General features: G+C 72.6%; 26 protein-coding genes. 9 read left to right on the forward strand and 17 right to left on the reverse strand.

Annotation, left to right across the window (positions count from 1 at the left end; translation table 11 throughout):
* The gene (locus ACIRPK_RS02270) at positions 1–513 is read left to right on the forward strand and encodes a GNAT family N-acetyltransferase (RefSeq protein WP_403031682.1); all 513 of its coding nucleotides are present in this window, start codon (positions 1–3) and stop codon (positions 511–513) included.
* A 7-nt stretch (positions 514–520) separates the two neighbouring features.
* On the opposite strand, the gene ACIRPK_RS02275 is transcribed toward ACIRPK_RS02270, so the two are convergent.
* Complete coding sequence (locus ACIRPK_RS02275) at positions 521–1,084, reverse strand: HD domain-containing protein (RefSeq protein WP_403031685.1); 564 nt, start codon at positions 1,082–1,084, stop codon at positions 521–523.
* Between the two features lie 18 nt (positions 1,085–1,102).
* Here ACIRPK_RS02275 and ACIRPK_RS02280 point away from each other — a divergent pair, with 18 nt between their 5' ends.
* Positions 1,103–1,972 (forward strand): arylamine N-acetyltransferase, encoded by an 870-nt coding sequence (locus tag ACIRPK_RS02280; RefSeq protein WP_403031688.1) that lies wholly within the window; start codon positions 1,103–1,105, stop codon positions 1,970–1,972.
* On the opposite strand, the gene ACIRPK_RS02285 is transcribed toward ACIRPK_RS02280, so the two are convergent.
* Positions 1,962–3,254 carry a M64 family metallopeptidase gene (locus ACIRPK_RS02285; protein ID WP_403031691.1) on the reverse strand — a complete coding sequence of 431 codons (1,293 nt, stop codon included), beginning with the start codon at positions 3,252–3,254 and terminating at the stop codon, positions 1,962–1,964. The genes ACIRPK_RS02280 and ACIRPK_RS02285 overlap by 11 nt on opposite strands.
* A 138-nt stretch (positions 3,255–3,392) precedes the next feature.
* Between ACIRPK_RS02285 and ACIRPK_RS02290 the strand changes: the two genes are divergently transcribed.
* Positions 3,393–4,766 carry a helix-turn-helix domain-containing protein gene (locus ACIRPK_RS02290; RefSeq protein ID WP_403031694.1) on the forward strand — a complete coding sequence of 458 codons (1,374 nt, stop codon included), beginning with the start codon at positions 3,393–3,395 and terminating at the stop codon, positions 4,764–4,766.
* Here the strand turns inward: ACIRPK_RS02290 and ACIRPK_RS02295 are convergent.
* Positions 4,763–5,104, reverse strand: a complete 342-nt coding sequence (locus ACIRPK_RS02295) for a nuclear transport factor 2 family protein (RefSeq protein WP_403032772.1) — start codon at positions 5,102–5,104, stop codon at positions 4,763–4,765. The two genes, ACIRPK_RS02290 and ACIRPK_RS02295, sit on opposite strands and share 4 nt — an antisense overlap.
* On the opposite strand from ACIRPK_RS02295, the gene ACIRPK_RS02300 reads away from it, so the two are divergent.
* Both ACIRPK_RS02300 and ACIRPK_RS02305 read left to right on the forward strand, forming a co-directional pair.
* The gene (locus tag ACIRPK_RS02300) at positions 5,082–5,258 is read left to right on the forward strand and encodes a hypothetical protein (protein ID WP_403032774.1); all 177 of its coding nucleotides are present in this window, start codon (positions 5,082–5,084) and stop codon (positions 5,256–5,258) included. The genes ACIRPK_RS02295 and ACIRPK_RS02300 overlap by 23 nt on opposite strands.
* A gap of 8 nt (positions 5,259–5,266) precedes the next feature.
* Positions 5,267–5,365, forward strand: a complete 99-nt coding sequence (locus tag ACIRPK_RS02305) for a hypothetical protein (protein ID WP_403032715.1) — start codon at positions 5,267–5,269, stop codon at positions 5,363–5,365.
* Between the two features lie 36 nt (positions 5,366–5,401).
* Here ACIRPK_RS02305 and ACIRPK_RS02310 read toward each other — a convergent pair whose 3' ends face one another.
* The 3 genes from ACIRPK_RS02310 to ACIRPK_RS02320 form a co-directional block, all read right to left on the reverse strand.
* Positions 5,402–6,301 (reverse strand): hypothetical protein, encoded by a 900-nt coding sequence (locus ACIRPK_RS02310; protein WP_403031697.1) that lies wholly within the window; start codon positions 6,299–6,301, stop codon positions 5,402–5,404.
* Entirely contained in the window at positions 6,298–7,329 is a 1,032-nt protein-coding gene (locus tag ACIRPK_RS02315) for an SPFH domain-containing protein (protein WP_403031700.1), read from the reverse strand. Before ACIRPK_RS02315 ends, ACIRPK_RS02310 begins: the two co-directional genes overlap by 4 nt.
* An 84-nt stretch (positions 7,330–7,413) precedes the next feature.
* Positions 7,414–8,232: an SDR family NAD(P)-dependent oxidoreductase gene (locus ACIRPK_RS02320; RefSeq protein WP_403031703.1), complete on the reverse strand. Its 819-nt coding sequence runs from the start codon at positions 8,230–8,232 to the stop codon at positions 7,414–7,416.
* A 272-nt stretch (positions 8,233–8,504) separates the two neighbouring features.
* On the opposite strand from ACIRPK_RS02320, the gene ACIRPK_RS02325 reads away from it, so the two are divergent.
* Positions 8,505–9,374 carry a 3-hydroxybutyryl-CoA dehydrogenase gene (locus tag ACIRPK_RS02325; protein WP_403031706.1) on the forward strand — a complete coding sequence of 290 codons (870 nt, stop codon included), beginning with the start codon at positions 8,505–8,507 and terminating at the stop codon, positions 9,372–9,374.
* A 61-nt stretch (positions 9,375–9,435) separates the two neighbouring features.
* Here the strand turns inward: ACIRPK_RS02325 and ACIRPK_RS02330 are convergent, their stop codons facing one another.
* Positions 9,436–9,615 carry an antitoxin gene (locus tag ACIRPK_RS02330; protein ID WP_255359218.1) on the reverse strand — a complete coding sequence of 60 codons (180 nt, stop codon included), beginning with the start codon at positions 9,613–9,615 and terminating at the stop codon, positions 9,436–9,438.
* A gap of 210 nt (positions 9,616–9,825) precedes the next feature.
* Here ACIRPK_RS02330 and ACIRPK_RS02335 point away from each other — a divergent pair, with 210 nt between their 5' ends.
* Complete coding sequence (locus ACIRPK_RS02335) at positions 9,826–10,464, forward strand: HNH endonuclease family protein (RefSeq protein WP_403031709.1); 639 nt, start codon at positions 9,826–9,828, stop codon at positions 10,462–10,464.
* Between the two features lie 58 nt (positions 10,465–10,522).
* Here ACIRPK_RS02335 and ACIRPK_RS02340 read toward each other — a convergent pair whose 3' ends face one another.
* The 9 genes from ACIRPK_RS02340 to infC all read right to left on the reverse strand — a co-directional run bounded on the left by ACIRPK_RS02340 (position 10,523) and on the right by infC (position 19,851).
* Positions 10,523–11,260, reverse strand: a complete 738-nt coding sequence (locus ACIRPK_RS02340) for a DUF4328 domain-containing protein (RefSeq protein WP_403031711.1) — start codon at positions 11,258–11,260, stop codon at positions 10,523–10,525.
* A gap of 94 nt (positions 11,261–11,354) precedes the next feature.
* A complete protein-coding gene (locus tag ACIRPK_RS02345; RefSeq protein WP_403031714.1) occupies positions 11,355–12,158 on the reverse strand; it encodes a chitosanase in 804 nt (267 codons plus the stop codon).
* A gap of 190 nt (positions 12,159–12,348) precedes the next feature.
* Entirely contained in the window at positions 12,349–14,862 is a 2,514-nt protein-coding gene (pheT, locus tag ACIRPK_RS02350) for a phenylalanine--tRNA ligase subunit beta (RefSeq protein ID WP_403031716.1), read from the reverse strand.
* Positions 14,862–15,983: a phenylalanine--tRNA ligase subunit alpha gene (gene pheS / locus ACIRPK_RS02355; protein WP_403031718.1), complete on the reverse strand. Its 1,122-nt coding sequence runs from the start codon at positions 15,981–15,983 to the stop codon at positions 14,862–14,864. The genes pheT and pheS overlap by 1 nt, the downstream gene beginning before the upstream one ends.
* A gap of 192 nt (positions 15,984–16,175) precedes the next feature.
* Positions 16,176–17,255 (reverse strand): ATP-binding protein, encoded by a 1,080-nt coding sequence (locus ACIRPK_RS02360; RefSeq protein WP_403031721.1) that lies wholly within the window; start codon positions 17,253–17,255, stop codon positions 16,176–16,178.
* Between the two features lie 58 nt (positions 17,256–17,313).
* Positions 17,314–18,177: a TrmH family RNA methyltransferase gene (locus tag ACIRPK_RS02365; protein ID WP_403031724.1), complete on the reverse strand. Its 864-nt coding sequence runs from the start codon at positions 18,175–18,177 to the stop codon at positions 17,314–17,316.
* Between the two features lie 112 nt (positions 18,178–18,289).
* A complete protein-coding gene (gene rplT / locus ACIRPK_RS02370; RefSeq protein WP_184911856.1) occupies positions 18,290–18,676 on the reverse strand; it encodes a 50S ribosomal protein L20 in 387 nt (128 codons plus the stop codon).
* A 105-nt stretch (positions 18,677–18,781) separates the two neighbouring features.
* Positions 18,782–18,976: a 50S ribosomal protein L35 gene (gene rpmI / locus ACIRPK_RS02375; RefSeq protein WP_184911858.1), complete on the reverse strand. Its 195-nt coding sequence runs from the start codon at positions 18,974–18,976 to the stop codon at positions 18,782–18,784.
* A 113-nt stretch (positions 18,977–19,089) separates the two neighbouring features.
* On the reverse strand, positions 19,090–19,851 hold the full coding sequence (gene infC, locus ACIRPK_RS02380; RefSeq protein ID WP_403032718.1) for a translation initiation factor IF-3: 762 nt from the start codon (positions 19,849–19,851) through the stop codon (positions 19,090–19,092).
* A gap of 481 nt (positions 19,852–20,332) precedes the next feature.
* Between infC and ACIRPK_RS02385 the strand changes: the two genes are divergently transcribed.
* The gene (locus ACIRPK_RS02385; protein WP_403031727.1) at positions 20,333–20,692 is read left to right on the forward strand and encodes a DUF1844 domain-containing protein; all 360 of its coding nucleotides are present in this window, start codon (positions 20,333–20,335) and stop codon (positions 20,690–20,692) included.
* 429 nt (positions 20,693–21,121) lie between these two features.
* Here ACIRPK_RS02385 and ACIRPK_RS02390 read toward each other — a convergent pair whose 3' ends face one another.
* A complete protein-coding gene (locus tag ACIRPK_RS02390) occupies positions 21,122–21,826 on the reverse strand; it encodes an SseB family protein (protein ID WP_403031730.1) in 705 nt (234 codons plus the stop codon).
* A gap of 94 nt (positions 21,827–21,920) precedes the next feature.
* On the opposite strand from ACIRPK_RS02390, the gene ACIRPK_RS02395 reads away from it, so the two are divergent.
* A complete protein-coding gene (locus ACIRPK_RS02395; protein WP_403031732.1) occupies positions 21,921–22,811 on the forward strand; it encodes a serine hydrolase in 891 nt (296 codons plus the stop codon).
* Positions 22,812–22,824: the final 13 nt, after the last annotated feature.

Here is a 22,824-nt window from a genome sequence, read left to right on the forward strand (position 1 = left end):
ATGTCGACCACGTTGTACGGCGTCGCCGTCACGCTGCGCCCCGCCACCGCCGAGGACGTCGTCCCGCTGGCCGCGATCCGGGCCACCCCGGAGGTGTTCGCCCGCTGGCGGGGGACGGGCGACCTGCCCGCCGAGGTGGCCGCGGACCTGGCCGACCCGGGGACCGAGGTGTTCGCGATCGAGCACGCGGGCCGGGTGGTCGGCGCCGTCCAGTGGTACGCGGAGAACGAGCCGGACTACCGGCACGCGGGCATCGACATCTTCCTCGACCCCGCCGTGCACGGTCATGGCCTGGGCACCGACGCCGTCCGGGTGCTGGCCCGTCACCTCACCTGCACCCTCGACTACCACCGCCTGGTGATCGACCCGGCCGCCGACAACGCCGCCGCGATCCGCTGCTACGCCAAGGTCGGCTTCCGCCCGGTCGGCGTGCTGCGGGCCTACGAGCGAGGCTCGGACGGGGTCTGGCACGACGGCCTGCTGATGGACCTGCTGGCCGACGAGCTGACCTGACCAACCCTCACCCGGCCAACGGGTGCGCCGCCTGGTGGGCGAGCCGCCGGTCGGCCCCCGCCCCGATCGCGCCGAGCAGGTCGTCCAGGTGCAGGAAGACCTCCCACGGCTGCTGCCCGGTGGCGGCGGCGATCCGGGCTCCGACCAGGTCCTCCAGTCCGGTGATCCGGCTGTTCTTCCAGACCTTGTCGGCGAGGCTGACCAGGAGTTCCTCGGTGCTGACGCCGGGGCGCGTCCAGGAGCCGTGCGAACCGGCGAACCGGGCCGCCGACGGCGGGTACCCGAGCTCCACCAGAAGCCGCTCCCCGGCGGGTTCGTGCAGCGAGCCGGGCGTGCTGAGCTCCTCCGGGTGGCGGACCTTGCCCAGGTCGTGGGTGGCCGCGCCGAACCGGACCGCTTCGGCGTCCACGGTGAGCTCCGGCCAGCGCTCGGCGAAGCCGGTCAGCAGCTGGACCGCCACGTCGTGCACCAGCCGCAGGTGCGCCACCAGGCGGGGCGGGGCGGCCAGTTCGACGTACAGGTCCTCGACGCCGGGCGGGAGTTCTCGGAGTGCCGATCGGCTGATGGTCATACCGATTAGTGTGCCCGCATGCTGACTGACGAGATGGTCGACGGGTACCTGCGCCGGCTCGGGGTGGCGCGGCCGGGGCGCCCCACGGTGGAGGGGTTGTTCGCCCTGCACCGGGCCCAGGTCGAGCGGGTGCCGTACGAGACGCTGGAGATCCAGTTGGGCCGGCCGACCACGATCGAGCCGGTCGAGTCGGTGCGGCGGATCCTGGCCGGGCGGGGCGGATACTGCTTCCACCTGAACGGGGCGTTCGCGGCGCTGCTGACCGCGCTGGGCTACCGGGTGACCTGGCACGTCGGTGGGGTGCAGAACGATCCGACCGTCCCGGCCGGGGCGAACGCCAACCACCTGGCGCTGACGGTGGAGTGCGAGCAGCGGCTCTGGTTCGCGGACGCCGGGCTCGGCGAGGCGCTGCACGAGCCGCTGCCGCTGGCCGAGGGGACGTACCGTCAGGGACCGTTCACCTTCGGCCTGCTGCCCTCGGCGGCCGAGCCGGGCGGCTGGCGCTTCGAGCACGACCCGCGGGGCGCCTTCCCCGGCATGGACTTCCGGCCGGAACCCGCCGGGCCGGCCGACTTCCGGGAACGGCACAGCTGGCTCTCCACCGCGCCGGACTCCCCGTTCGCCCGGGTGGCCTGCGCGCTGCGCCGGGACGCGGGCGGCTCGGACGGGCTGCGCGGCCTGGTGCTGGTGCGCACCGACGCCGCCGGGCGCAGCGAGCGCGAACTCCTGGAGCCCGCCGACTGGTTCGCCGCACTCGCGGACGTCTTCGGCCTCACCCTGACCGACCTCACCCGGGCCGACCGCGACCGCCTGTGGCGCAAGGTGCACGCCGCCCACCTGATCCGGGCGGCCGAGCGGGCGGTCGCGGCGGGGCCGGTCAGCGGGTGACCTGCCAGCTGAGCGAGTCGGTCAGGCCGGCCCGCAGCTCGGGGTCACGGACGGCCGTGGTCGGGTCGGTGGCCATGGCGGTGAGCTGGTGTGGGCGGCTCTTGGGACCGGTCAGCCTGAGCTCGGTGAGGGCGAGCGCGGTGCGGTCGCGCAGCCCGGTCAGCTCACGGCCGTCCAGGTACCAGCGCAACCGGGTGCCGGGCGCGGGCAGTTCGACGCTCAGCCGGTCGGCGGTGGTGAGCTTGGCCGAGGTCGGTGTGCTGCTGCCCAGCGTGCTGGCGTAGCGGTAGAACCCGGCGATCATCGCCTCCCGGCCGGGGAGGTTGAACTCCCGGCCCAGCGACCGCATGATCGAGTTGTCGGTCGGCCGGTACAGCCCCTGCGGGTAGTAGCCGCCGCCCAGGTACGCGCCGACGGTGCCGCCGTCCGGGGAGGTCTGGCCGAGCCAGCGGTACCACTTGGTGTGGCTGCGGCGCAGCTGGGCCGCCGTCTGCTGGGAGATGTTGACCTCGGTCGGCTCCTTGCCCGGGTAGCTGCCCTGGCCCTCGTAGAAGTACTCGTCGGCCAGCTTGCCGAGCGAGTGCCCGGTCTCGTGCACGGCTATCTGCCCGGACAGCGCGTTGCCGCCCGCCACGGTGGCGATGCCGGAGTAACCGAGCGGGGAGACCACGTCGTTGTAGCCCGCGCCGCCGTACTTGGCGCTGTTGGCCACCACGACCACCAGGTCGGCCTGCGGGGCCTTGGCGGCGTACCGCTCCACCGCGTCGGTGTCCACACAGAGCAGCCGCTCGACGTCGTCGCACCAGAAGTACGAGCCGAGCGCGGTCTTCCGCACGGTGGCCTTGTCCGGGTCGCCGCTCACCCCGGACTCGGCCGAGACGGCCTCCACGGCCCAGACGTTGAACAGGCCCCGGTAGGTCCGGTAGGGCTCGACCGCCGAGATCTCCTGCCACTTGGCGGTGGCGTCGGCCCGGAACTTGGCCTGCTGGTCGGCGGTGTAGCCGTCGCCCACCATCACGATGTCGAGCCGGGTCGCGGTGCTGCCGTTCTGCACGATCGGCGTCACCCCGGCCGCCTCGGTCGCCGCCAGGCCGCGCGCGGCGGCGAACGGGGAGCCGCCCGGGGCCTCGGCGCGGGAGATGGTGCCGTCCTCGGCGAAGCTCTCGACCTGGTGGCCGGGGCGGGTCACCGGGGCCGGGGCCGCCGAGGCGGGGGTGCTGCCGAGCGCGGCCAGGGCGAGCGCGCCGGTCAGCGCGAGGGTGCTGATTCTGCTGCGGTGCACGAGGGTCCCCCCAGGGAGGTAAGTTGATGGTTAATCAGACTTAAGTGGTGAGTTAATGTAGGCCACCCGCCGGGACCCCGACAATGGGGCGGACAGCACGGGCCGCCGGCACGGCGGCCGACCTGGGAGGACGTGGGCATGACGGTGCGGACCGACGCCGCCGCGATCGGGCAGCGGCTGCAACAGCTGCGCCGGGAACGCGGACTCACCCAGCGGGCGCTGGCCGGCGACGGCTACACCGCCGCCTACGTCTCCACCCTGGAGGCCGGCCGGGTCCGCCCCTCGGAGGCGGCCCTGCGCTACCTGGCCGAGCGACTCGGTGTCACCCAGGACGAGCTGGCCACCGGCCGTCCGGCCCAGCTGGCCACCGAGCTGCGGCTCGCCCTGACCGAGGCCCAGGCGCTGCTCGCGGCCGGCCGGCCAGGGCCGGCCGGCGAGGGCTTCGCCGCCGTGCTGGAGCGGGCCGAGCGGGAGGAGATCACCGCCGTCCGCCCCGCCGCCCTGCTCGGGCTCGGCGAGTGCGCGCTGGAGAGCGGGCGGCTGGAGCAGGCCAGGGAACACTTCGAGGCCGCCGAGCAGCTGCTCGCCGACCAGCCGCTGCCGCAGCGCGCCGCCGCCGTCCGGGGCCGCGCGGTGGCGTACCTGCTCTCCGGTGAACTCCGGTACTCCTGCTACCTGCTGGAGACCGCGATCGACCAGCTGAACGCCGCCGGCCTGCCCGATCCGGACGCCCTGCTGCTGCTCTACGCGGCGGTCATCGGCCCGTACATGGACATGGGCGCGCACACCCGGGCCGCCCAGGCCGCCGAACTGGCCCTCGCACTGGCCCCCACCGCCACCGACCCGGCGCTGGTCGCCGGGCTGCACCGGAGCGTCGCCCGGACCCTGATCGCGGCGGGGCGGATCACCGAGGCGGACACCTCGCTGGCCCGCGCCCAGCAGCTCTACCAGCGGCTGCGGCTCAGCTCCGACCTGGCCAAGTGCCACTGGATGCGCGGCTACGTGCACGCCCAGGCGGGCCAGTTGGCGCAGGCCGAGCACGAACTCCGCACCGCCCGCGAGATGTTGACCGTCCAGCAGGCCGAACTCTTCACCCACCAGGTGGACGTGGAGCTCGCCGACGTGCTCCGCCGCCGGGGCCGCCTCCAGGAGGCCGGCCTGCTGCTGCACGCCCTGCTCGACCGGCTCGGCCCGCACCGGGGCGCCGTGCACGCCGCCGGGGCGCACCGCCTGCTCGGCCTGATCGCCGAGGAGCAGGGCGCCCCGGAGGCCGAGGAGCACTACGTCCGCGCCCTCTCGCTGCTCGAACAGACCGGCGCGGCGGGCGACCTGGCCGACCTCTGCCGCCTGCTCGGCGACCTGTACCGCCGCACCGGCCGGACCGGCCTCGCCCTGGACGTCTACCGCACCGGCCTCGGCCACCGGGCCGCCCCCGGCACCACCACCCTGGGCCCCGGCCCGGCCCAGCCCCCGGCCTTCCCCCGGAGCGGCCCGGGGGACTCCACCGGCTAACCGGTCACGTCTCCCTCCAGCGCCGCCACCAGCTGCGACAGCTCGCCGCCGGCCACGGCGAGGGCCAGGTGGTCGTGGTGGTCCCGGCTGCTGACGATGAGTCCGTCGCGGACCCGCAGCACCTGGATGGTGCCGGCCGAGAAGTCCCGCCCGGTCACCCGGTGGTGCACCAGGTAGTCGAACTCGGCGACGATCACCTCCGGGTCCTCGGTCTCCCGGACCACCACGTTCGTCGCGGTCAACCGCACCGGCGAGTCCGCGGCGACCTGCGCGAACCGCTCCGCGAGCACCGCGTTCTTCGCCTGCTTCCGGCTGGTGATCGACCGGTCCGCGGGCAAGAACGAGTTCGCCCTGGCGCTCGCCGCGGCCGGGGTGGACGCGCACGCGTCGCTGCGGGAGTCGAGTGCGGAGATCCAGGCCCGGCTGGCCGAGCTGCCGGCCGGGCGCAGCGGGCCGGGGCGGTCCGCCCGGAGCTGGGCCTGCCGGAGCTGATCGCCCTGCTGGTCGGCACCGGCGCGACGATGGAGCAGCTCGGGGCGGACCCGGCGGCCCGGGAGCGGATCTTCGAGGTGCTCTTCGACGGGCTGCGCCCGCGCTGAACCCCGTTCACCCGGGGCCTGGCCCCTGACCGCCCGTCAGACGAACAGCCGCAGCCGCTGCGCCGCCACCCCCACCCGGACGGTCTGACCCCAGCTCAGCTGGAGCGCGTCCGACTCCACGCCGTCCCCGAAGGCGATCAGCCGGTCCGACTCGACCGTCAGGGTCAGTGCCTCGCCCGGGGCGAGCAGGCCCTGCACCTGCGCGGTGCCCGTGGTGGGCGAGGGCCAGGCCTCCCGGACGAACCAGGCCAGCGCGGACGCGGTCGGCCCGGGCGGCGGCAGCGCGCCGGCCCGCTCCAGTGCGGCCGAGCGGCACCAGCCGGTCGCCCCCGTCCCGGTGCCGACCAGCACCCCGGAGGACGCCTGCGCCTCCTCGGGACCACCCCCGACGGCGAGCCGGTAGCGCGAGGTCTGGTGGCCGCTCTGGCCGAGGTAGACCTCGTTCAGCGCGAGCAGCCGCTGGGTGTCGTCGGCGACCGCCTCCACCATCGTGCGCTCCTCCAACTGCCGCTCCGCACCCGGGCCGGCGGCGGCCCGGAGCAGCCGCCCGGCCTGGTCGGGCCGGTGCCGGACCAGCACGCCGGGGTTGCGTCCGGGCTCGGTGTCGACGCCGATCACCGGCTGGCCGCTGAGGTACTTGGCGGCGTTGGCCACCAGCCCGTCCTGGCCGACCACGACCACCAGGTCCTCGGGCCCGAACAGGAAGCGGTCCAGGTCCGTCCGCTCGACCCGGCTGCGCCGCCAGTCCAGCGGCACCGCGCCCGCCACCTCGGCGAGCGCGGCCAGCGAACGGTGGTGGCGCTCCTCCACCTCGGCCAGCGAGCGGCCGCGTGAACCGGTGAAGAACGACGCCTGCCCGCGCGAGCCGTGCCGGGCGAGCAACTCCTCGTACTCGGTGCGGCGGTGCACCAGCACCACCCGGGGCGCCAGGCTCACCGGTCGGTGCCGAGCCTGGTCAGCAGGCCGGTCAGCACGTCGGGGGTGAGCGTGATGCTGTCGATGTTCGGCAGGTGCTCGGCCAGCCTGATCAGCGCGAGCGCGCGCAGCACCTCCGGGCCGGCCTGCTGGTGCGCGGTCAGCCAGGCGGCCTCCGCCTCGGCCTTCGCGGCGCCGAGGTCGCGGTCGGAGTCGGCCTGCGCACTGGCCAGGATCCGGGCCGCCTCCGCCTCGGCGGCGGCGAGCCGGGTGCGGCGGACCGCCTCGGCCTCGGCCCTGATGCCGTCGGCGGCCGCGTTCTGCTCGGCCAGCCGGCGGGCGTTGGCGCCCTGCTGCTCGACCAACTGCTCTTCCCGCCGGGCGAGTTCGATCTGGCTGGCGAGCTCGTTCTCGGCGATCGCGCGCTCCCGCTCGACCGCCACCGCGCGCCGCTCGTAGGTGGCCCGGTCGGCGTCCTGCTGGACCTGCTCGCGGGTCGGGGTGCGCAGCGCGCGCTCCATCTCGGCCTCCGGCCGCAGCGCGGTGATCCGCACCGCGACCACCGAGAGGCCGGTCTCGGACAGCCGCTGCTCGTCGGCCAGGCCCTCGGCGATCCGGTGCCGCAGCGCGGTGATGCCGTCGGCCAGCGCCTCGGCGAGCGAGGTGCGGGCGATCAGCTCCAGCGCGTACTGCTGGGCGATGTCGGTCAGCAGGGTGCCGAGCTGGTCCAGCGGCTCGGCCCGCCAGCGGCCGGTGTCCGGGTCGATGCCGAAGTCCACCCGGGTCGCGGCCACCGCGGCGTCCACGATCCGGTAGGTCACGGCGGCCTGCACCGTGAGGTCCTGGAAGTCGGCCGTGCCGGCGTGGAACAGCATCGCCAGCTCACGGTCGTCGGCGGGCACTTCGGAGATCGCGGCGGTGCGCGGCCGGAACCAGAACGCCAGCCCGGTGCCGTCGTGGGCGAGCTTCCCGCCACTCAGGTGCCGGACGTGCGAGGTCGGCGCGGCCCGCAGATGCCGGAAGCCGAAGCGCCTGGTGATGTCGGCCATGGGGTCCCCCTCTGGACAGCTTTAATCGTCCCCATGACGATAAGGCGCCGCCCGCCTTATCGTCAATGGGACGAAAAAGGCTTCTCAGCCGAGCGGGTCCTCCTCGCCGTAGGCCCGCAGCCGCAGCGTCCTGGCGTCCGCCTCCCGGATCTCCTCGGCACGGCCCACCAGCAGCTCCAGGTTGTCCCGGCCCGCGTGGATGAACCGGCCGTGCAGCGCGTCGAACCGCCCCCGGGCCGCGTCCACGGTGACCGCCACCATGTACGGGATGCTCCCCCACGCCTTCATGTCCTTGAACATCGGCATCCCGGCGGTCATCTCGGTCTCCACCGCCCCCGGGCTGATGTCCAGCACCACCACCCGGTGCGCGGCCAGCGAGTCGGCGATGTTGTCGGAGAGCTGCAGCAGGGCGCCCTTCGAGGTGGCGTACGCGGTGTAGTGGCCGTCCGGCCTCAGTGCGAACCCGGAGTTGAGGTTCACCACCCGTCCCCGGCCCCGCTCGACCATCCCCGGCAGCACGCTGCGCAGCAGGTTGTACGGACCGCGCAGGTTGGTCTCCACCACCTGCCACCACTGGACCGGGTCGGTCTCCCAGAGCGGCACCTCGTCCCGGTCCACCTGACCGGCGTTGTTGACCAGCAGGTCCACCGGCCCGAGGTCGCGCTCGACCGCCCGGACCGCCTCCCGGACGGCGCCCGGCCTGGTCACGTCCGCCGTCACCGCGACCCCGCGTGCGCCGTGCCGGACGCACTGCTTGAGGGTCTCCACCAGCACCCCGTGGTTGCGGCCGACCAGCCCCACCGCCATTCCCTCGGCGGCCAGCCCGATGGCGATCTCCCGCCCGATCCCGCGGCCCGCCCCGGTGACCAGCGCGACCTGCCCTGCGAGTGATCCCGTAGGCATGCTGACGTGCTCCCTCCTCGACTGCTCCGTATTCTTCGGGCCTTCCGGGCGCCCGGACCGGACCACCGGGGCCGACCGGGCCGCTTGTCAGCCGATCGGCTCAGCATTCGTACCCGTACCATCCGACCGGCACCAGATCCCGGACCGGAGATGAACTCACCGGTAGCCGGGTAGTACCGTCGTCCGGGCGGCGTGTACGGCCACGACACCGGCGCGCCTCCGCCGTACCGCATGCTGGGCACCCCCAGCTCCACCGTGAAGAGGGCAACTGAGTGAGTGACATCGCGCGCGTCGGAGTAGTCGGCTGCGGCCTCATGGGGTCGGGCATCGCTGAGGTCTTCGCCCGCTCGGGCCTGGACGTGCTGGTCTCGGAGGCCACCGGGGAGGCCCTGGAGCTCGGCCGGACCAGGCTCACCAACTCGCTCCAGACCGCCGTCCAGCGCGGGAAGCTGACGGAGGAGCAGCGCGCCGAGACCCTCTCCCGGATCGCCTTCACCACCGACCTGGGCGACTTCGCCGACCGCGACCTGGTGGTCGAGGCGGTGGCGGAGCAGGAGGAGATCAAGAACAAGATCTTCCAGACCCTGGACCAGGTGGTCGAGCGCCGGGACGCCATCCTGGCCTCCAACACCTCCTCCATCCCGATCGTGAAGCTGGCCGCCGCCACCTCCCGCCCGGAGCAGGTGATCGGCCTGCACTTCTTCAACCCCGCCCCGGTCCAGCGCCTGGTCGAGGTCATCCCGACCCTCACCACCTCCGCCGAGACCACCGCCAGGACCGAGAACTTCGCCGTCCAGGTGCTCGGCAAGGAGCCGATCCGGGCCCGCGACCGGGCCGGCTTCGTGGTCAACGCGCTGCTGGTGCCGTACCTGCTGTCGGCCGTCCGGATGTTCGAGTCGGGCGTCGCCACCGCCGCCGACATCGACAAGGGCATGGAGGCCGGCTGCGCCCACCCGATGGGCCCGCTCCGGCTCTGCGACCTGATCGGCCTGGACACCATCCTGTCGATCGCCGACAGCATGTACGACGAGTACAAGGAGCAGCTCTACGCCGCTCCCCCGCTGCTCTCCCGGATGGTCGACGCCCGCCTGCTCGGCCGCAAGTCCGGCCGCGGCTTCTACGACTACACCGTGAACGCCTGACCCCACCCGCACGCGCCGGGGCCCCGTACCGCGATCGGTACGGGGCCCCGGCGCGTGCGGGCTACTGCGGTGCGGGCGGCTCCTGGGTGCCGAGCTGTTCGTTGAGCTTCTGCTGGGCGGTGTCGACCTGGCCGCTGTACTTGCCGCCGGTCTTCTCGTCGACGGCGTCGCCCGCCTTGTCGACTCCCGTCCGCACGGTGTCCTCGTGGCCCTTGATCATGCTCTTCAGCTTTTCGAACACGGCTCGGTCCTTCCTGTGCAGCGATCGGACCCTCCAAGGATCACCGCTGCCCCGGCCGGCCGCATCCGCAGGCGGCTTCGGTGAAGAGTCACCGTCAGAAATTTACCTCCCGGGTCTACCCGCGTAAACCAGAGGCCCTCCATGATGGCGGGGCGCCGCCACCCGACCCGTCGGGTGGTCCAACTCCCCCGTCGAGTACTGGAGTTCGCCATGTCCCGAGTTCGTCGCGCCGCCGCTGCGGCCGGTGCCGCCGTCCTGGCCTCGGCCGCCCTGTTCGGCATCGCCGCCCCTGCTCAGGCCGCCCTGCCGACGCCGGTGTCGGCCGCCACCGCCCGGACCTACCTGGCCGGCCTGACCGTCGCCGCCGACTCGCACGCCTCGACCTACGACCGCGCGCTCTTCCCGCACTGGAGCACCGTCTCCGGCTCCTGCGACACCCGTGAGACCGTGCTCAAGCGGGACGGCGTCAACGTGGTCACCAGCTCCACCTGCGCCGCCACCTCGGGCTCCTGGTACAGCCAGTACGACGACATCACCGAGACCGCCTCCAGCGACATCGACATCGACCACATGGTCCCGCTCGCCGAGGCGTGGCGCTCCGGCGCCTGGGCCTGGACCACCGCGCAGCGGCAGGCCTTCGCCAACGACCTGACCCGGCCTCAGCTGATCGCGGTCACCGACAACAGCAACCAGAGCAAGAGCGACCAGGACCCGTCCACCTGGCTGCCGCCGCGCACCGCGTACCGCTGCACCTACGTGCGTGCCTGGGTGCAGGTGAAGTACTACTACCACCTCACCGTCGACAGTGCCGAGAAGTCGGCCCTCACCTCCGTGCTCAACGGCTGCTGAGGAAAAGGAGATCGGGGGCGCGGGCTCCCACAAGCCCACGCCCCCGATCGACCGCCCGTCAGGCCTGCCACTGCCAGGCGGCCGCCGGTCGGAACTCCGCTGCGGCCCGGACCGCCTTGGCGTCCTGAAGCGCCGTCAGCCTGCGCAGCACCAGGATCGCCGGCACCGCGGCGACCACGTCCACCAGGTCGGCCACCACGGTCACCCCGAAGCCGGTGACGTACGCCTCCGGCGTCTCTGCGGCACTGACGAGCCGCTGGGCGAGCTGGCCGACGGCCAGCGACAGCAGCCACGCCGCCCACCAGAGGCGCAGCAGCAGCTCCGAACCCCACGGGTCACCCTTCGGGGTGCTCGCCCGCCAGCAGTCCCGGGCGATCTGGAACGGGAACCAGAACGAGACCACCGGGACGATCCAGCCCCAGACCACCCAGCCCGCACCCCGACGGTGCGGAGCCTGCGGGGCCAGCAGCTCAGCGTTCTTCCGGATCCGGACGAACCAGCAGGCGAAGACCACGCCGGCCGCCACCAGCGCCACGACCTCCAGCATGGACGTTCCCGCCCACACCACCGCGCTGTTGAGCGCGACGTCCCCGGCCCCCTGCTCGTCGACGAGCCGTTGGTAGTCACCGCGGACCACGAAGGCCATCGCGGCGTCCAGCAGGTCGGCGAGGGCCACCACCCCGACCAGGACCGAGGCCGCCAGCGCGAGGCCGCGCGGCGACCGGTACGCCGTCAGGGCGGGTGGCGGGCCCTGCCGCCGGGGCGGCTGCGCGGGGGTGGTGGCGTCGGAGTGCATGATCGGAGGTGTCCAGTCTCTGGTGCCCACCGGGTGGCGGGATCGCAGCGGACATCGGATCACAGCTCCCGGCCGGATTTCCAAACGTTATCCGTCAGCTGTTGATGCTGAAGCTGTCGCCGTAGACCTTCCACTTGAGCGGCGGGTTGAGGTCGAAGTTCTTCGCCTTCAGGAAGACCCGCTGGGCGGTGTCCACCCGGCTGGTGTCGGAGTGCGCCTCCTCCTGCTGCATCGCCCACTTCCGGGCGTCCAGGAAGGCGTTCAGGTAGGTGGTCTCGTCGCCGCCCTGGGCCGGGGTCTTGGCCTTGGCCAGGGCCCGCTTGCGGATGTTGCCGAAGCTGGTGGAGTCGCCGCCGTTGCCGTGCATCACGATGGCGTCGTAGTACGCGAACTGGCCCAGCGCGCGCAGGCCGTCGGCCTTGCCCTGGCTGACCGCCGGGTTGAAGTAGACCCGGTCGCGCTCGTGGTTCTGGGCCTGCTGGAAGGTGCTGTCCTTGGCGGCGGTCGCCCAGTCCTTCTCGAAGGCCGAGCCGAGGCCGGCGTGCGACTCGGTGCCGTCCACCTTGCGCAGGGCGGGCAGGTACTTGGCCAGGATGTTGCCGGGCTTGACCTGGGTGTAGTACTCGACCAGGTCGAGCATGTCTCCGGTACCGGAACAGAAGCCGATGATGCCGGCGGTGTAGCCTCGGCCGTCACCGATGTCCTCGATGTACTTGTACTGGGACTTCCAGTCCAGCGAGGAGTTCTCCGCGCTGGAGACCAGCTTCATCGCGATCTCCTTCTTCGCGGGGTCGTCCAGGCCGACGCCGGCGGCCTGCGAGGTGCCGCCGAGCAGGGTCAGCGAGACGGTGGCGGCCAGCAGGCCGGTGAGGGCGGTACGACGGTTCAGCGCGTACATGGGGGCGCTCCGTAAGCCGGGGGGATTAGGAAACTTTCCTAACTGGTGAGGATTGAAGCGCGTCCGGCACCCGGACCGCAAGAGTCCGGCGGCAACTTGCACCAAAAATCCGGCAGTTGAGCGCGCAACGAAACAGGGCCCCACCCTCCGGAGGACCGGGGGTGGAGCCCTGCTGACCTGCGGTTGAACGTCAGGCGCCGCGCAGCACCGCGCCCGTACGGGCCGCGGCGGCCGCCACCGCCGACTCGCGGGCGGCCGTGGCCTCCTCGGCCGTCAGCGTCCGGTCGAGGGCACGGAACCGGAGCGTGTACGCCAGCGACTTCTTGCCCGCACCCGCCTGCTCACCGGTGAAGACGTCGAACAGCCGGAGGGACTCCAGCAGTTCGCCCGCCCCGTCGCGCAGCGCGGTCTCCACCTCGGCGGCGGGGACGGCGGTGTCGACGATCAGCGCCACGTCCTGGGTGGCCACCGGGTAGCCGGAGACCGGCGGGCCGGAGACCCGGCCGGACAGGTCGGCGCCCAGCAGGTCCAGGTCGACCTCCATCGCGCAGGTGCGCTCCGGCAGGTGCAGCGCCTTGATGACCCGCGGGTGCAGCTCACCGGCGTGGCCGACCACGGTGCCGGCCACCGAGAGCTCGGCGCACCGGCCCGGGTGCCAGGGCGCGTACTGCGCCTGGCGGACCGTCAGTTCGACCCCGGCGGCGCGGGCCACCGTACGGGCCGCCTCGACGGCGTCCGCCCAGGAGGCCCCGGCGCCCCTGCCCCACCAGCCGGACGGCAGCCGCTCACCGGCCAGCGCGACGGCGACCCGGCGCGGCTGGTGCGGCAGCGCCGCGTCCAGCTCGGCCAGCTGCTCGGTGGTCGGACGGCGGTCGACGGGCAGTCGCGGCGCCACCTTGAGCTCCGGCTTGGGCAGGAAGACCGTGCCCTGCTCGAAGATCGCCAGATCGGTGTTGCCCCGGCCGACGTTCCGCCGCAGCGCGCCGAGCAGGCCAGGCAGCAGCGAGGTGCGGAGCGAGGGCTCCTCGTCGTTCAGCGGGTTGACCAGCTTGACGGTCCGTCGACGGGCGTCGGCGGCGTCCAGGCCGAGCGCGTCCAGCGCGGCCTCGCCGATGAACGGGTAGGTGTTCACCTCGACGAAGCCCGCCGCGGCCAGTGCCACGCCGGTCCGGCGGTGGAAGCGCTGGGCCTCGGTCAGCCCGCGGCCCGGCGGCACCATCGGCATCCGGGCGGGAACGTTGTCGTACCCCTCGAGCCGGATGACCTCCTCCGCCAGGTCGTACGGGTCGGTCAGGTCGGGCCGCCAGCTCGGCGGGGTGACCTCCAGGATGTCGGCGCCCGCGACGGTGGCACCGATCTCCTGCAGCCGCCGGGTGACGGTCTCGCGGCCGTACTGGGTGCCCGCGACCCGGTCCGGCAGGTCCGCGTCGATCGCGATGGTGCGCACCGGGAAGGACGCCGCGATGTCGGTGACGCCCGCCTCGGCGGTGCCGCCGGCGATCAGCACCAGCAGGTCCACCGCGCGCTGCGCGGCGGCCCGGGCGGCCTCCGGGTCGACGCCGCGCTCGAAGCGCTTGGACGCCTCGGAGGGCAGCTTGTGCCGCTTCGCCGAACGGGCGATGGTGACCGGCTCGAAGTGCGCCGCCTCGATGATGATCTCGGTCGAACCGGTGGTGACACCGGTCTCCGGGTCCGTCACCGGGTCGACGATCTCGGTCGAGGCGCCGCCCATCACACCCGCCAGCCCGATCGGGCCGGAGTTGTCACAGATCAGCAGGTCCTCGGCGGACAGCTTCCTGGTGGTGCCGTCCAGCGTGGTGAGGGTCTCGCCCTCGGCCGCGCGACGGACCTGGATCGGCCCGTCCACCCGGCTGCGGTCGTAGGCGTGCAGCGGCTGACCGACCTCCAGCATCACGTAGTTGGTGATGTCGACGGTCAGCGAGATCGGGCGGATGCCCGACTTCTGCAGCCGGCGCTGGAGCCAGAGCGGCGACTGCGCGGCCGGGTCCACCCCGGTGACGGTGCGGGCCACGAAGCGGTCGCAGCCGACCGGGTCGGCCACCTTGACCAGGTAGCCGTAGGAGTTGGCCGGCGGCACGTCGAGCAGCGCCGGGTCGGCCAGCGGCAGCCCGTACGCGGCGGCGGCCTCCCGGGCCACGCCGCGCATCGAGAGGCAGTAGCCGCGGTCGGGGGTGACCGCGATGTCCAGCACCTCGTCGACCAGCTGGAGCAGCTCGATCGCGTCGGTGCCGGGCTCGTACTCCGGCGGGAGCACGATGATGCCGTTGTGGTCGTCGCCCATGCCCAGCTCGCGGGCCGAGCAGATCATGCCGGCCGAGGTGTGGCCGTAGGTCTGCCGGGCGGCGATCGGGAACGGGCCGGGCAGCACCGCGCCCGGGAGCACCACGACGACCTTGTCGCCGACGGCGAAGTTGGTCGCGCCGCAGACGATCTCCTGCGGCTCGCCGGTGCCGTTGGCGTCGCCGACGTTCACGAAGCAGTGCCGGATCGGCTTCTTGAAGCCGGCCAGCTCCTCGATCGAGAGCACCTGACCGACCACCAGCGGACCCTTGAGGTCGGCGCCGATCTGCTCGACCGTCTCGACCTCCAGACCGGCCCGGACCAGGCGGGCCGCGACGTCACGGCCGGTCTCACCCGCCGGAAGGTCGACGTACTCACGCAGCCAGGAGAGCGGGACGCGCATCAGATCTCCATCCCGAACGGGAGGGTGAAACGGACGTCACCCTCGACCATGTCGCGCATGTCGGCGACGTTGTGGCGGTTCATCAGAATGCGCTCCAGGCCAAGGCCGAACGCGAAGCCGCTGTAGCGCTGCGGGTCCACCCCGCAGGCGACCAGCACGCGCGGGTTGACCACGCCGCAGCCGCCGAGCTCGATCCAGCCCTCGGAGGAGCAGGTCCGGCAGGGGCGGTCCGGGTTGCCGACGCTCTCGCCCCGGCAGACGAAGCACTGCAGGTCGATCTCGGCGCTCGGCTCGGTGAACGGGAAGTACGAGGGCCGCCAGCGCAGCTCCAGGCCGCCACCGATCAGCTTCTCGACCAGCAGCTCGATGGTGCCCTTGAGGTCGGCGAAGGTGATGCCCTCGTCCACCGCGATGGCCTCGACCTGGCGGAACACCGGGGTGTGGGTGGCGTCCAGCTCGTCCGTCCGGTACACCCGGCCGGGGCTCACCGCGTACAGCGGCGGCTCGCGGTCGAGCATGGTGCGGATCTGCACCGGGGAGGTCTGGGTGCGCAGCACCACGCCGGAGTCGGCGGAGCCGTCCGGGGCCTGCACGAAGAAGGTGTCCTGCATCGACCGGGCCGGGTGGTCCTCGTGCAGGTTGAGCGCGTCGAAGTTGAGCCACTCGGCCTCGACCTCGGGGCCCGAGGCCACCTCGTAGCCCATCGCCACGAAGGTGTCCTCGATCCGCTCGGCCAGCGTGGTGAGCGGGTGCCGGGCGCCGCGCGGGGTGCGGTCGTACGGCAGCGTGACGTCCACCGCCTCCTCGACCAGCACGCGGGCGTCCCGCTCCGCCTCCAGCTCGACCTGACGCTTCGCCAGCGCCTGGTTGACCGCGCCGCGGGCCTGGCCGATCAGCTTGCCGGCCGCCGCCTTGGCCTGCGGGGGCAGCGCGCCGATCTCGCGGTTGGCGAGCGACAGGGCCGAGCGGTCACCGGTGTGCGCGACCTTGGCCTGCTTGAGCTCCTCGAGGGTGCCGGCCGCGGCGAAGGCCGCGAGGGCCTCGTCCCGGGCGCGCTCGACCTCTTCGGGCTTGAGTGCCTCGACCTCTACCGGGTCGTACGAACTATTGGGTGCCGACATCGCTATCTTTCCCGTGCTCCTGCTCGTGAAGGGGTGCCTCGCCCGTGCGCTACGCACTGCGTGGCCGGGACACGGGCAGCCGGTCCCGAGACGATCAGGAGGGGTGTCCGCGGCACAGCCGCGCAGGGCGTCACACAACGCAAAGGTCGAGTGTAGTCGCAGCCTGCGAACCGCCCGCCGGGCCGGACTTCCTCAGAGCATGAAGTCGGGCACTCCGGCGGGCAGGATAAATCGGAAGCAGGCGCCGCCGGAGGGCGCCCGGCTGATCCGGATGGTGCCGCCGTGGGCCTCCACGATGCCCTTGACGATGTAGAGGCCGAGGCCGGTGCCGCCGCGCTTGGAGCCGCGCCAGAAGCGGGTGAAGACGCGCGGCATGGACTCCTCCGGAATCCCGCTGCCCTCGTCGCTCACCGTCACCGCCGTCCCTTCCAGGACTCGTTCCCGACCGGCGCTCTCCACCACTTCCTTGGCGGCCGCCACCTCGATCGTGACAGTCCCCTCACCGTGGCGCACGGCATTTTCCAGCAGGTTGGCCAGCACCTGGTCGAGTTTGTCCGGGTCCGCCCAGAGCTGGGTGAGCGGCTGCTCGATCCGGATGTCGAAGCGGTCGGCGGCGATGCCCGCCGCCAGCTTGCCGTCCACGTGCCGCCGGACCGCGGCCGGCAGGTCCACCACCTGCTTGTGCAGCTCCAGCCGCCCGGCGTCGATCCGGGAGATGTCCAGCAGCTCGGCGATCAGCCGGGTGACCCGGTCCGCGTCCGCGTCCACCGTCTCCAGCATCACCCGCTTCTGGCCGTCGGTGAAGCGCTCCCACTTCGCCAGCAGCGTCTTGGTGAAGCCCTTCACGCTCGTCAGCGGGGAGCGCAGCTCGTGCGCCACGGTGGCGATCAGCTCGGCATGGCTGCGCTCCGTCCGCCGGCGCGCCTCGGTGCCGCGCAGCGCCACCACCACCTGCCGGACCGGCCCGCGCGGCGACTCCCGGACGTACCGGGCGGAGACCAGCACCTCCCGGCCGCCGGGCAGCAGCAGGTTCCGCTCCGGCTGCCCGGTCCGGATCGGCAGGCCGCCGTACGGGTCGGTCAGCGGCCACCAGCGGCGGCCGTCCAGGTCCTCCAGCGGCAGCGCCTGCTCCAACGGCACGCCGAGCACCGCCTCGGGCCGGACGCCGGTCAGCCGGGCGGCGGCCCGGTTGAAACGGACCACCGCACCGGACGCGTCGGCGATCACCAGCCCGTCCGGCAGGTCGTCCAAGTCCAGTTCGGTGCCGACCATGGGTTGCCTCCCCGCTTACCCACTGTGTACGTGCCCCCACTGTCCGACCCTAGCGCCCCTACCCCTTGGCGCGACACCCTCCGGGGGACCGCTGGGCGCGCGCGGAGGCGTACAGGCACACGGCGGCGGCCGTGGCGAGATTGAGGCTCTCGGCGTGTCCGTGGATGGGCACGCGCACCACCTCGTCCGCGAGTGCGCGGGTCTCCTCCGGCAGGCCCCAGGCCTCGTTGCCGAAGACCCAGGCCCCGGGCGCGCCGAGGGTGCCCTCGTCCAGCTCCTGGTCGAGGTCGCGGTCCCCCGCGCCGTCGGCGGCCAGTACCCGGACGCCGGCCTCGCGCAGCCGGGCGACCGCCTGCTCGACCGGCACCCCGACCGCGAACGGCAGGTGGAACAGACTGCCCACCGAGGCCCGGACCGCCTTCGGGTTGTACGGGTCCACCGAGGCGTCGGTGAGGATCACCGCGTCCGCCCCCGCCGCGTCGGCGGTCCGCAGCACGGTGCCCGCGTTGCCGGGGTCGCGCACGTGCGCCAGCACGGCGACCAGCTGCGGCTCCATCGCGAGCACATGCTCGAACGGGGTGTCCAGGAACCGGCAGAGCGCCACGATGCCCTGCGGGGTGACGGTGTCACAGATCTCACCGATCACCTCGTCGGTCGCGGTGAGCACCGGCAGGCCCTCGGCCAGCGCCGCGTCCACGATCTCCGCGTGCCGCTCGGCCGCCTCCAGGGTGAGGTAGATCTCCACCACCGCGTGCTCCCCCGAGTCCAGCCGCCCGTACGCGACCGCCTCCCGCACCGCCTGCGGGCCCTCGGCCAGGAAGCGCCGCTCCTTGCTCCGCTGGTTGCGCTTGGCCAGCTTGCGGGCGGCGATCACGCGGGGCGAACGCAGGGAGGTGAGCAGGGGGGGTTCGGTGCTCTGCATGGTCTCGTCTCTGGGGTGACGGTGTGTCAGGGGGCTGGAAACACGCAGACCCGCAGGCGAACCTGCGGGTCTGGGTGTGTCAGCTGTGCTGCCGATCCGGAACCGGATCGAGTCAGGCCGCGACGCGCGGGGCGTTGACGTCCTCGGGCAGCGCCTTCTGGGCGACCTCGACGAGCGTGGCGAACGCGCCCGGGTCGTTGACGGCCAGCTCGGCCAGCATCTTGCGGTCGATCTCGACGTTCGCGATCTTCAGACCCTGCACGAAGCGGTTGTACGTGATGCCGTTGGCACGGGCCGCAGCGTTGATGCGCTGGATCCAGAGCTGACGGAAGTCACCCTTGCGCTTCTTGCGGTCGTTGTAGTTGTAAACGAGCGAGTGGGTGACCTGCTCCTTGGCCTTGCGGTACAGGCGCGACCGCTGGCCACGGTAACCGCTGGCCCGCTCGAGGATGACCCGGCGCTTCTTGTGGGCGTTTACTGCCCGCTTGACGCGTGCCACTTCATTACTCCTTGGGTTGGACCACGGACTACTTCACGCGGTCCGTAAACGAATGGGTCGGAAAGGATCAGCCGGGGTCCCGCGGCCATCGGCCGCAGGAGGCGATCACTTGCCGAGAAGCTTCTTGATCTTCTTCGCGTCGGCGGGGGAAACCACGACGGTGCCGGCCAGCTTGCGGGTCAGCGTCGACGGCTTGTGCTCGAGCAGGTGGCGACGGCCGGCACGCTCGCGCAGCACCTTGCCGGAGCCGCTGATCTTGAAGCGCTTGCTGGCGCCGCTGTGGGTCTTTTGCTTCGGCATGTCGCCGTATCTCCTCGTCGGTCCGCCCCCGCCCGCGCGTTACCGCCCGGGCGGGGACTGGATGGATCTGGTGGGTGGGGCGGGCCGCCCCACTACCTCGTTGACCGAACCGCTCAGGCGTCCTGAGTGGTCTCGGCCGGCTTCTCGACCTCGCTGGCCTCGGCCTCGACCTCGGCGGTCTCGTCGACGTCCACCTCATCGGTGTCGTCGTCCTCGTCCGCCTCCGCCTCGAGCGCCGCGTTCTCGGCCTCGAGAGCGGCGTCGTCGGCGTCGTCCAGGGCGTCGTCCGGAAGACCGGTGCGACCCTGACGCTCCGCCTTGCGGGCGTCCGCGATCGCACGGGCCTCGGCCATCGCCTCGGTCTTCTTCTTGTGCGGGCCAAGAACCATGATCATGTTTCGGCCGTCCTGCTTGGCCGACGACTCCACGAAGCCCAGGTCCTGGACGTCGTTCGCCAGTCGCTGCAGCAGTCGGAAGCCCAGCTCGGGGCGGGACTGCTCGCGACCACGGAACATGATCGTGATCTTGACCTTGTCACCCTGCTTGAGGAACCGGACGACGTGACCCTTCTTGGTGTCATAGTCGTGCGGGTCAATCTTCGGCCGGAGCTTCATCTCCTTGATGACCGTGTGCGCCTGGTTCTTGCGCGCCTCACGGGCCTTCATGGCCGACTCGTACTTGAACTTGCCGTAGTCCATGAGCTTGCACACCGGCGGCCGGGCGGTCGCCGCGACCTCGACCAGGTCGAGGTCGTACTCCTGCGCGAGCTCCAGCGCCTTGGCAAGCGGCACGATGCCGACCTGCTCGCCGCTGGGACCGACGAGTCGCACCTCGGGGACGCGAATCCGGTCGTTGATGCGGGGCTCGGTGCTGATGGGGCCTCCTAGGTTGCACCTTCTGCGCTGCGGCCGTCGGACGGCGGTCGCACGTAGTGGACTCGACCACTGGGCGGGGCTTCATTCGTGCTGCGCTGCCCACTGGCGTACGCACCGCGACACGAAAAAAGCCCCGCTCGGTACACAAGCGGGGCTCCACACAACCGGGGGCGGCACCTTCTTTCGAAGGGCGCTGCTCGGCGACTCGCTGGAACCTTGCGGCTCAGGTGTCGCGGACCGGACCCGTCGACCGCGAGGACGATCGGGTGGGAGACTTTCGCGGTTGCCCTCTCGGGCCTCCTGTGAGTGGAGCCTCCACTTGCTGGCCGGGCTACCTTGCGGTCTCCTGGCCGGTCAGTCTCGAAGCATACAGCGTTTCCGCCGAGGGTGGTATTCCGGGCCTCCGGGCCGGTGGCCGGAGGGCGGGCCGCTCCTCTGTACGCTCCCAGGTGTACCCGTTTCCACTGAGAAGTGAGCCCCCGTGAGCGACAGCACCCCCAACGACGAGATCGGCTTCGACGATCTCACCCGCGACATCGCCGAGGTCCCCGCGGTCGAGGTGATCACCACCGTGGCGGTGCACCTGATGAGCGCGGCCGCCGTCAAGTGCGGGCTCGCCGAGGGCGGCGAGAAGGACAAGGACCTCGACGAGGCCCGCAAGCTGATCACCGCCCTGGCCGGCCTGGTCACCGCCGGTGCCCCCGAGATCAGCAACTTCCACGCCGGGCCCCTCCGCGACGGCCTGCGCTCCCTGCAGCTCGCCTTCCGCGAGGCCTCCCTCGTCCCGGACGCCCCCGGCTCCGGCCCGGGCGAGAAGTTCACCGGGCCGGTCTACAGCTGAGCCACAGGCTCACCGCCAGGGGCTCGGGGCGCTGCTGATGTGCGGCTCCGCCGCGCGGGCGACGCCGACCTTTTGGCAGGTGGTCAGCCCGCTACGGAGTCAGGGGCTCGGGGAACTGCGACGCCGACCTAGTGCAAGGTGATCGTCGCGTAGGTGGTCAGGGACTTTCGCAGTGACCCGAACGCCAGATCTCCTCGCAGTTCCCCGAGCCCCTGGGTAGTTGACGGCTGAGCGCCTGCCAAAAGTGCAGCCCCGAGCCCCTGGGTAGTCGACCGCTGAGCGCCTGCCAAAAGTGCAGCCCCGAGCCCCTGGGTAGTGCAACCGGACGCCCTGCCAAGGGCGCAGCCCCCGAGTCCCTGGGTAGTGCAACGGGACGCCCCGCCAAAGGCGCAGCCCCGAGCTCCTGGACCCGGGGCGCAGGCAAGAGGTTCAGCGCAGCAGTGCCAGGTCCAGCCCCCGGTTGAGCCGGACCCGGAGGACCGGGTCGGCCGCGAGGGCGGTGGCGAGGCGCTGGGCGAGCTCCTGGACCGGGGTGCCGTCGGCGAGGGCGAGGGCGAGCACCGCGTCCGTCTCGGTGCCGGGGCGCAGTTCCGACCGCAGGACCGCCGGTTCGGCCGCGACCAGCGCCGCGACCGCAGCCTGCACGTCCGGGTCCTCGACCGGCGGCAGGTAGCGCCGGTTCTCGGCCAGCGCCCGCAGCCGGGCCCCGTCGACGGGGTACGACACCGGACCGGCCGGGTCGATCAGGAGGGTGTCGGCCCGCTCGGAGTAGGCGACCATCGCGGCCTGCGGCCCGGCCACCGGCGCCGGCCGGGCGTCGGCGCGCCAGCGGGCCAGCGTCTCCAGCGAGGTGAAGGCGGGCAGCGCCCGGCGTCCGTCGGCGGCCTCGATCAGCGGGACGGCCATGTCACTGGTCTTCTCGTGCTTGAGCCCGTTGGCGTCGGTCTCCACCTCGCCGAGCAGGGCCACGATCGGGACCATCAGCCGACCGGCCGTCAGGGCGGCCAGCAGCTCGGACTCGGCGGCCGGTCCGGTCCGGTCGGCCGCCCAGGCGGCCAGGGCGGCGCTCAGGCGCGGGTCGGCGGTGCCGTCGTCGTCGGCGAATCCGGGGTTCGGGATGTTCTTCTGGTCCACCCGCTGAGCGTATGCCAACCGGGCCGGCGGATTCTCAGCCGCCGCTCACCCCCGGCTCAGCCGGGCCCCATCGGCGGCGCCGAACCTCGACGGCATGGCAGGCACTCACCGGACCCCGAAGCGACGCACCCTCCGCACCCTGGCGGCAGCCCTGGTGCTCGCCCTGGCCGCCCTGGCGCTCCACCTCCTCCAGGCCCCGCCGAGCCTGTCGACCCCGGTGGCGGACGTCCGATCCACCGTCGCCTCGACCTCCCCCGCTCCCACCGACCCCGCCCCCGCCGTCCGGGCCGCCGCAGCCGCCGTGGCCGCACAGGGCCCGGTGTCCGTCGCGGTGCTGGACACCGCGAGCGGGGTGAGCGCTTCGTACGGGACCGGGTCGTTCGTCACCGCGAGCATCGTCAAGGCGGACATCCTGGCCGCGCTGCTCTGGCAACGGCAGCAGGCGGGACGGGAGTTGACGGCCGGTGAGCAGGCGACCGCAGCGCTGATGATCGAGCAGAGCGACAACGACGCCGCCGACACCCTCTATACGGCGGTGGGCGAGGCGACCGGGCTGGACGCCGCGAACCAGGTCTTCGGGCTGACCGCCACCACGGCCGGCCCGGACGGCCACTGGGGGCTGACCGAGACCACCGCCACCGACCAACTCCGGCTGCTCCAGGTGGTGTTCGGCACCGGATCGCCGCTGAGCGCCGACCGGCGGGCGTACCTCCAGGGCCTGATGGGCCAGGTCGCCACCGATCAGGACTGGGGCGTCTCGGCCGCCGACCAGGACGGCGCGTACACCCTGAAGAACGGTTGGCTGGCGCGCACCGCCACCGGGCTCTGGGTGGTGAACAGCATCGGGCGGGTCACCCACGACGGGCGGGAACTGTTGGTGGCGGTGCTCAGCGAGGGTTCGGCGGACCAGCAGAGCGGGATCGACACCGTGGAGTCGCTGGCCGGGGCGGCCACCGGTGCGCTGACCGCCGAGCTGACGGGCTGACACCCCTACCCAT

Origin of the sequence: Kitasatospora sp. NPDC101801, from assembly GCF_044766665.1 — a bacterium.
GTDB lineage: Bacteria > Actinomycetota > Actinomycetes > Streptomycetales > Streptomycetaceae > Kitasatospora.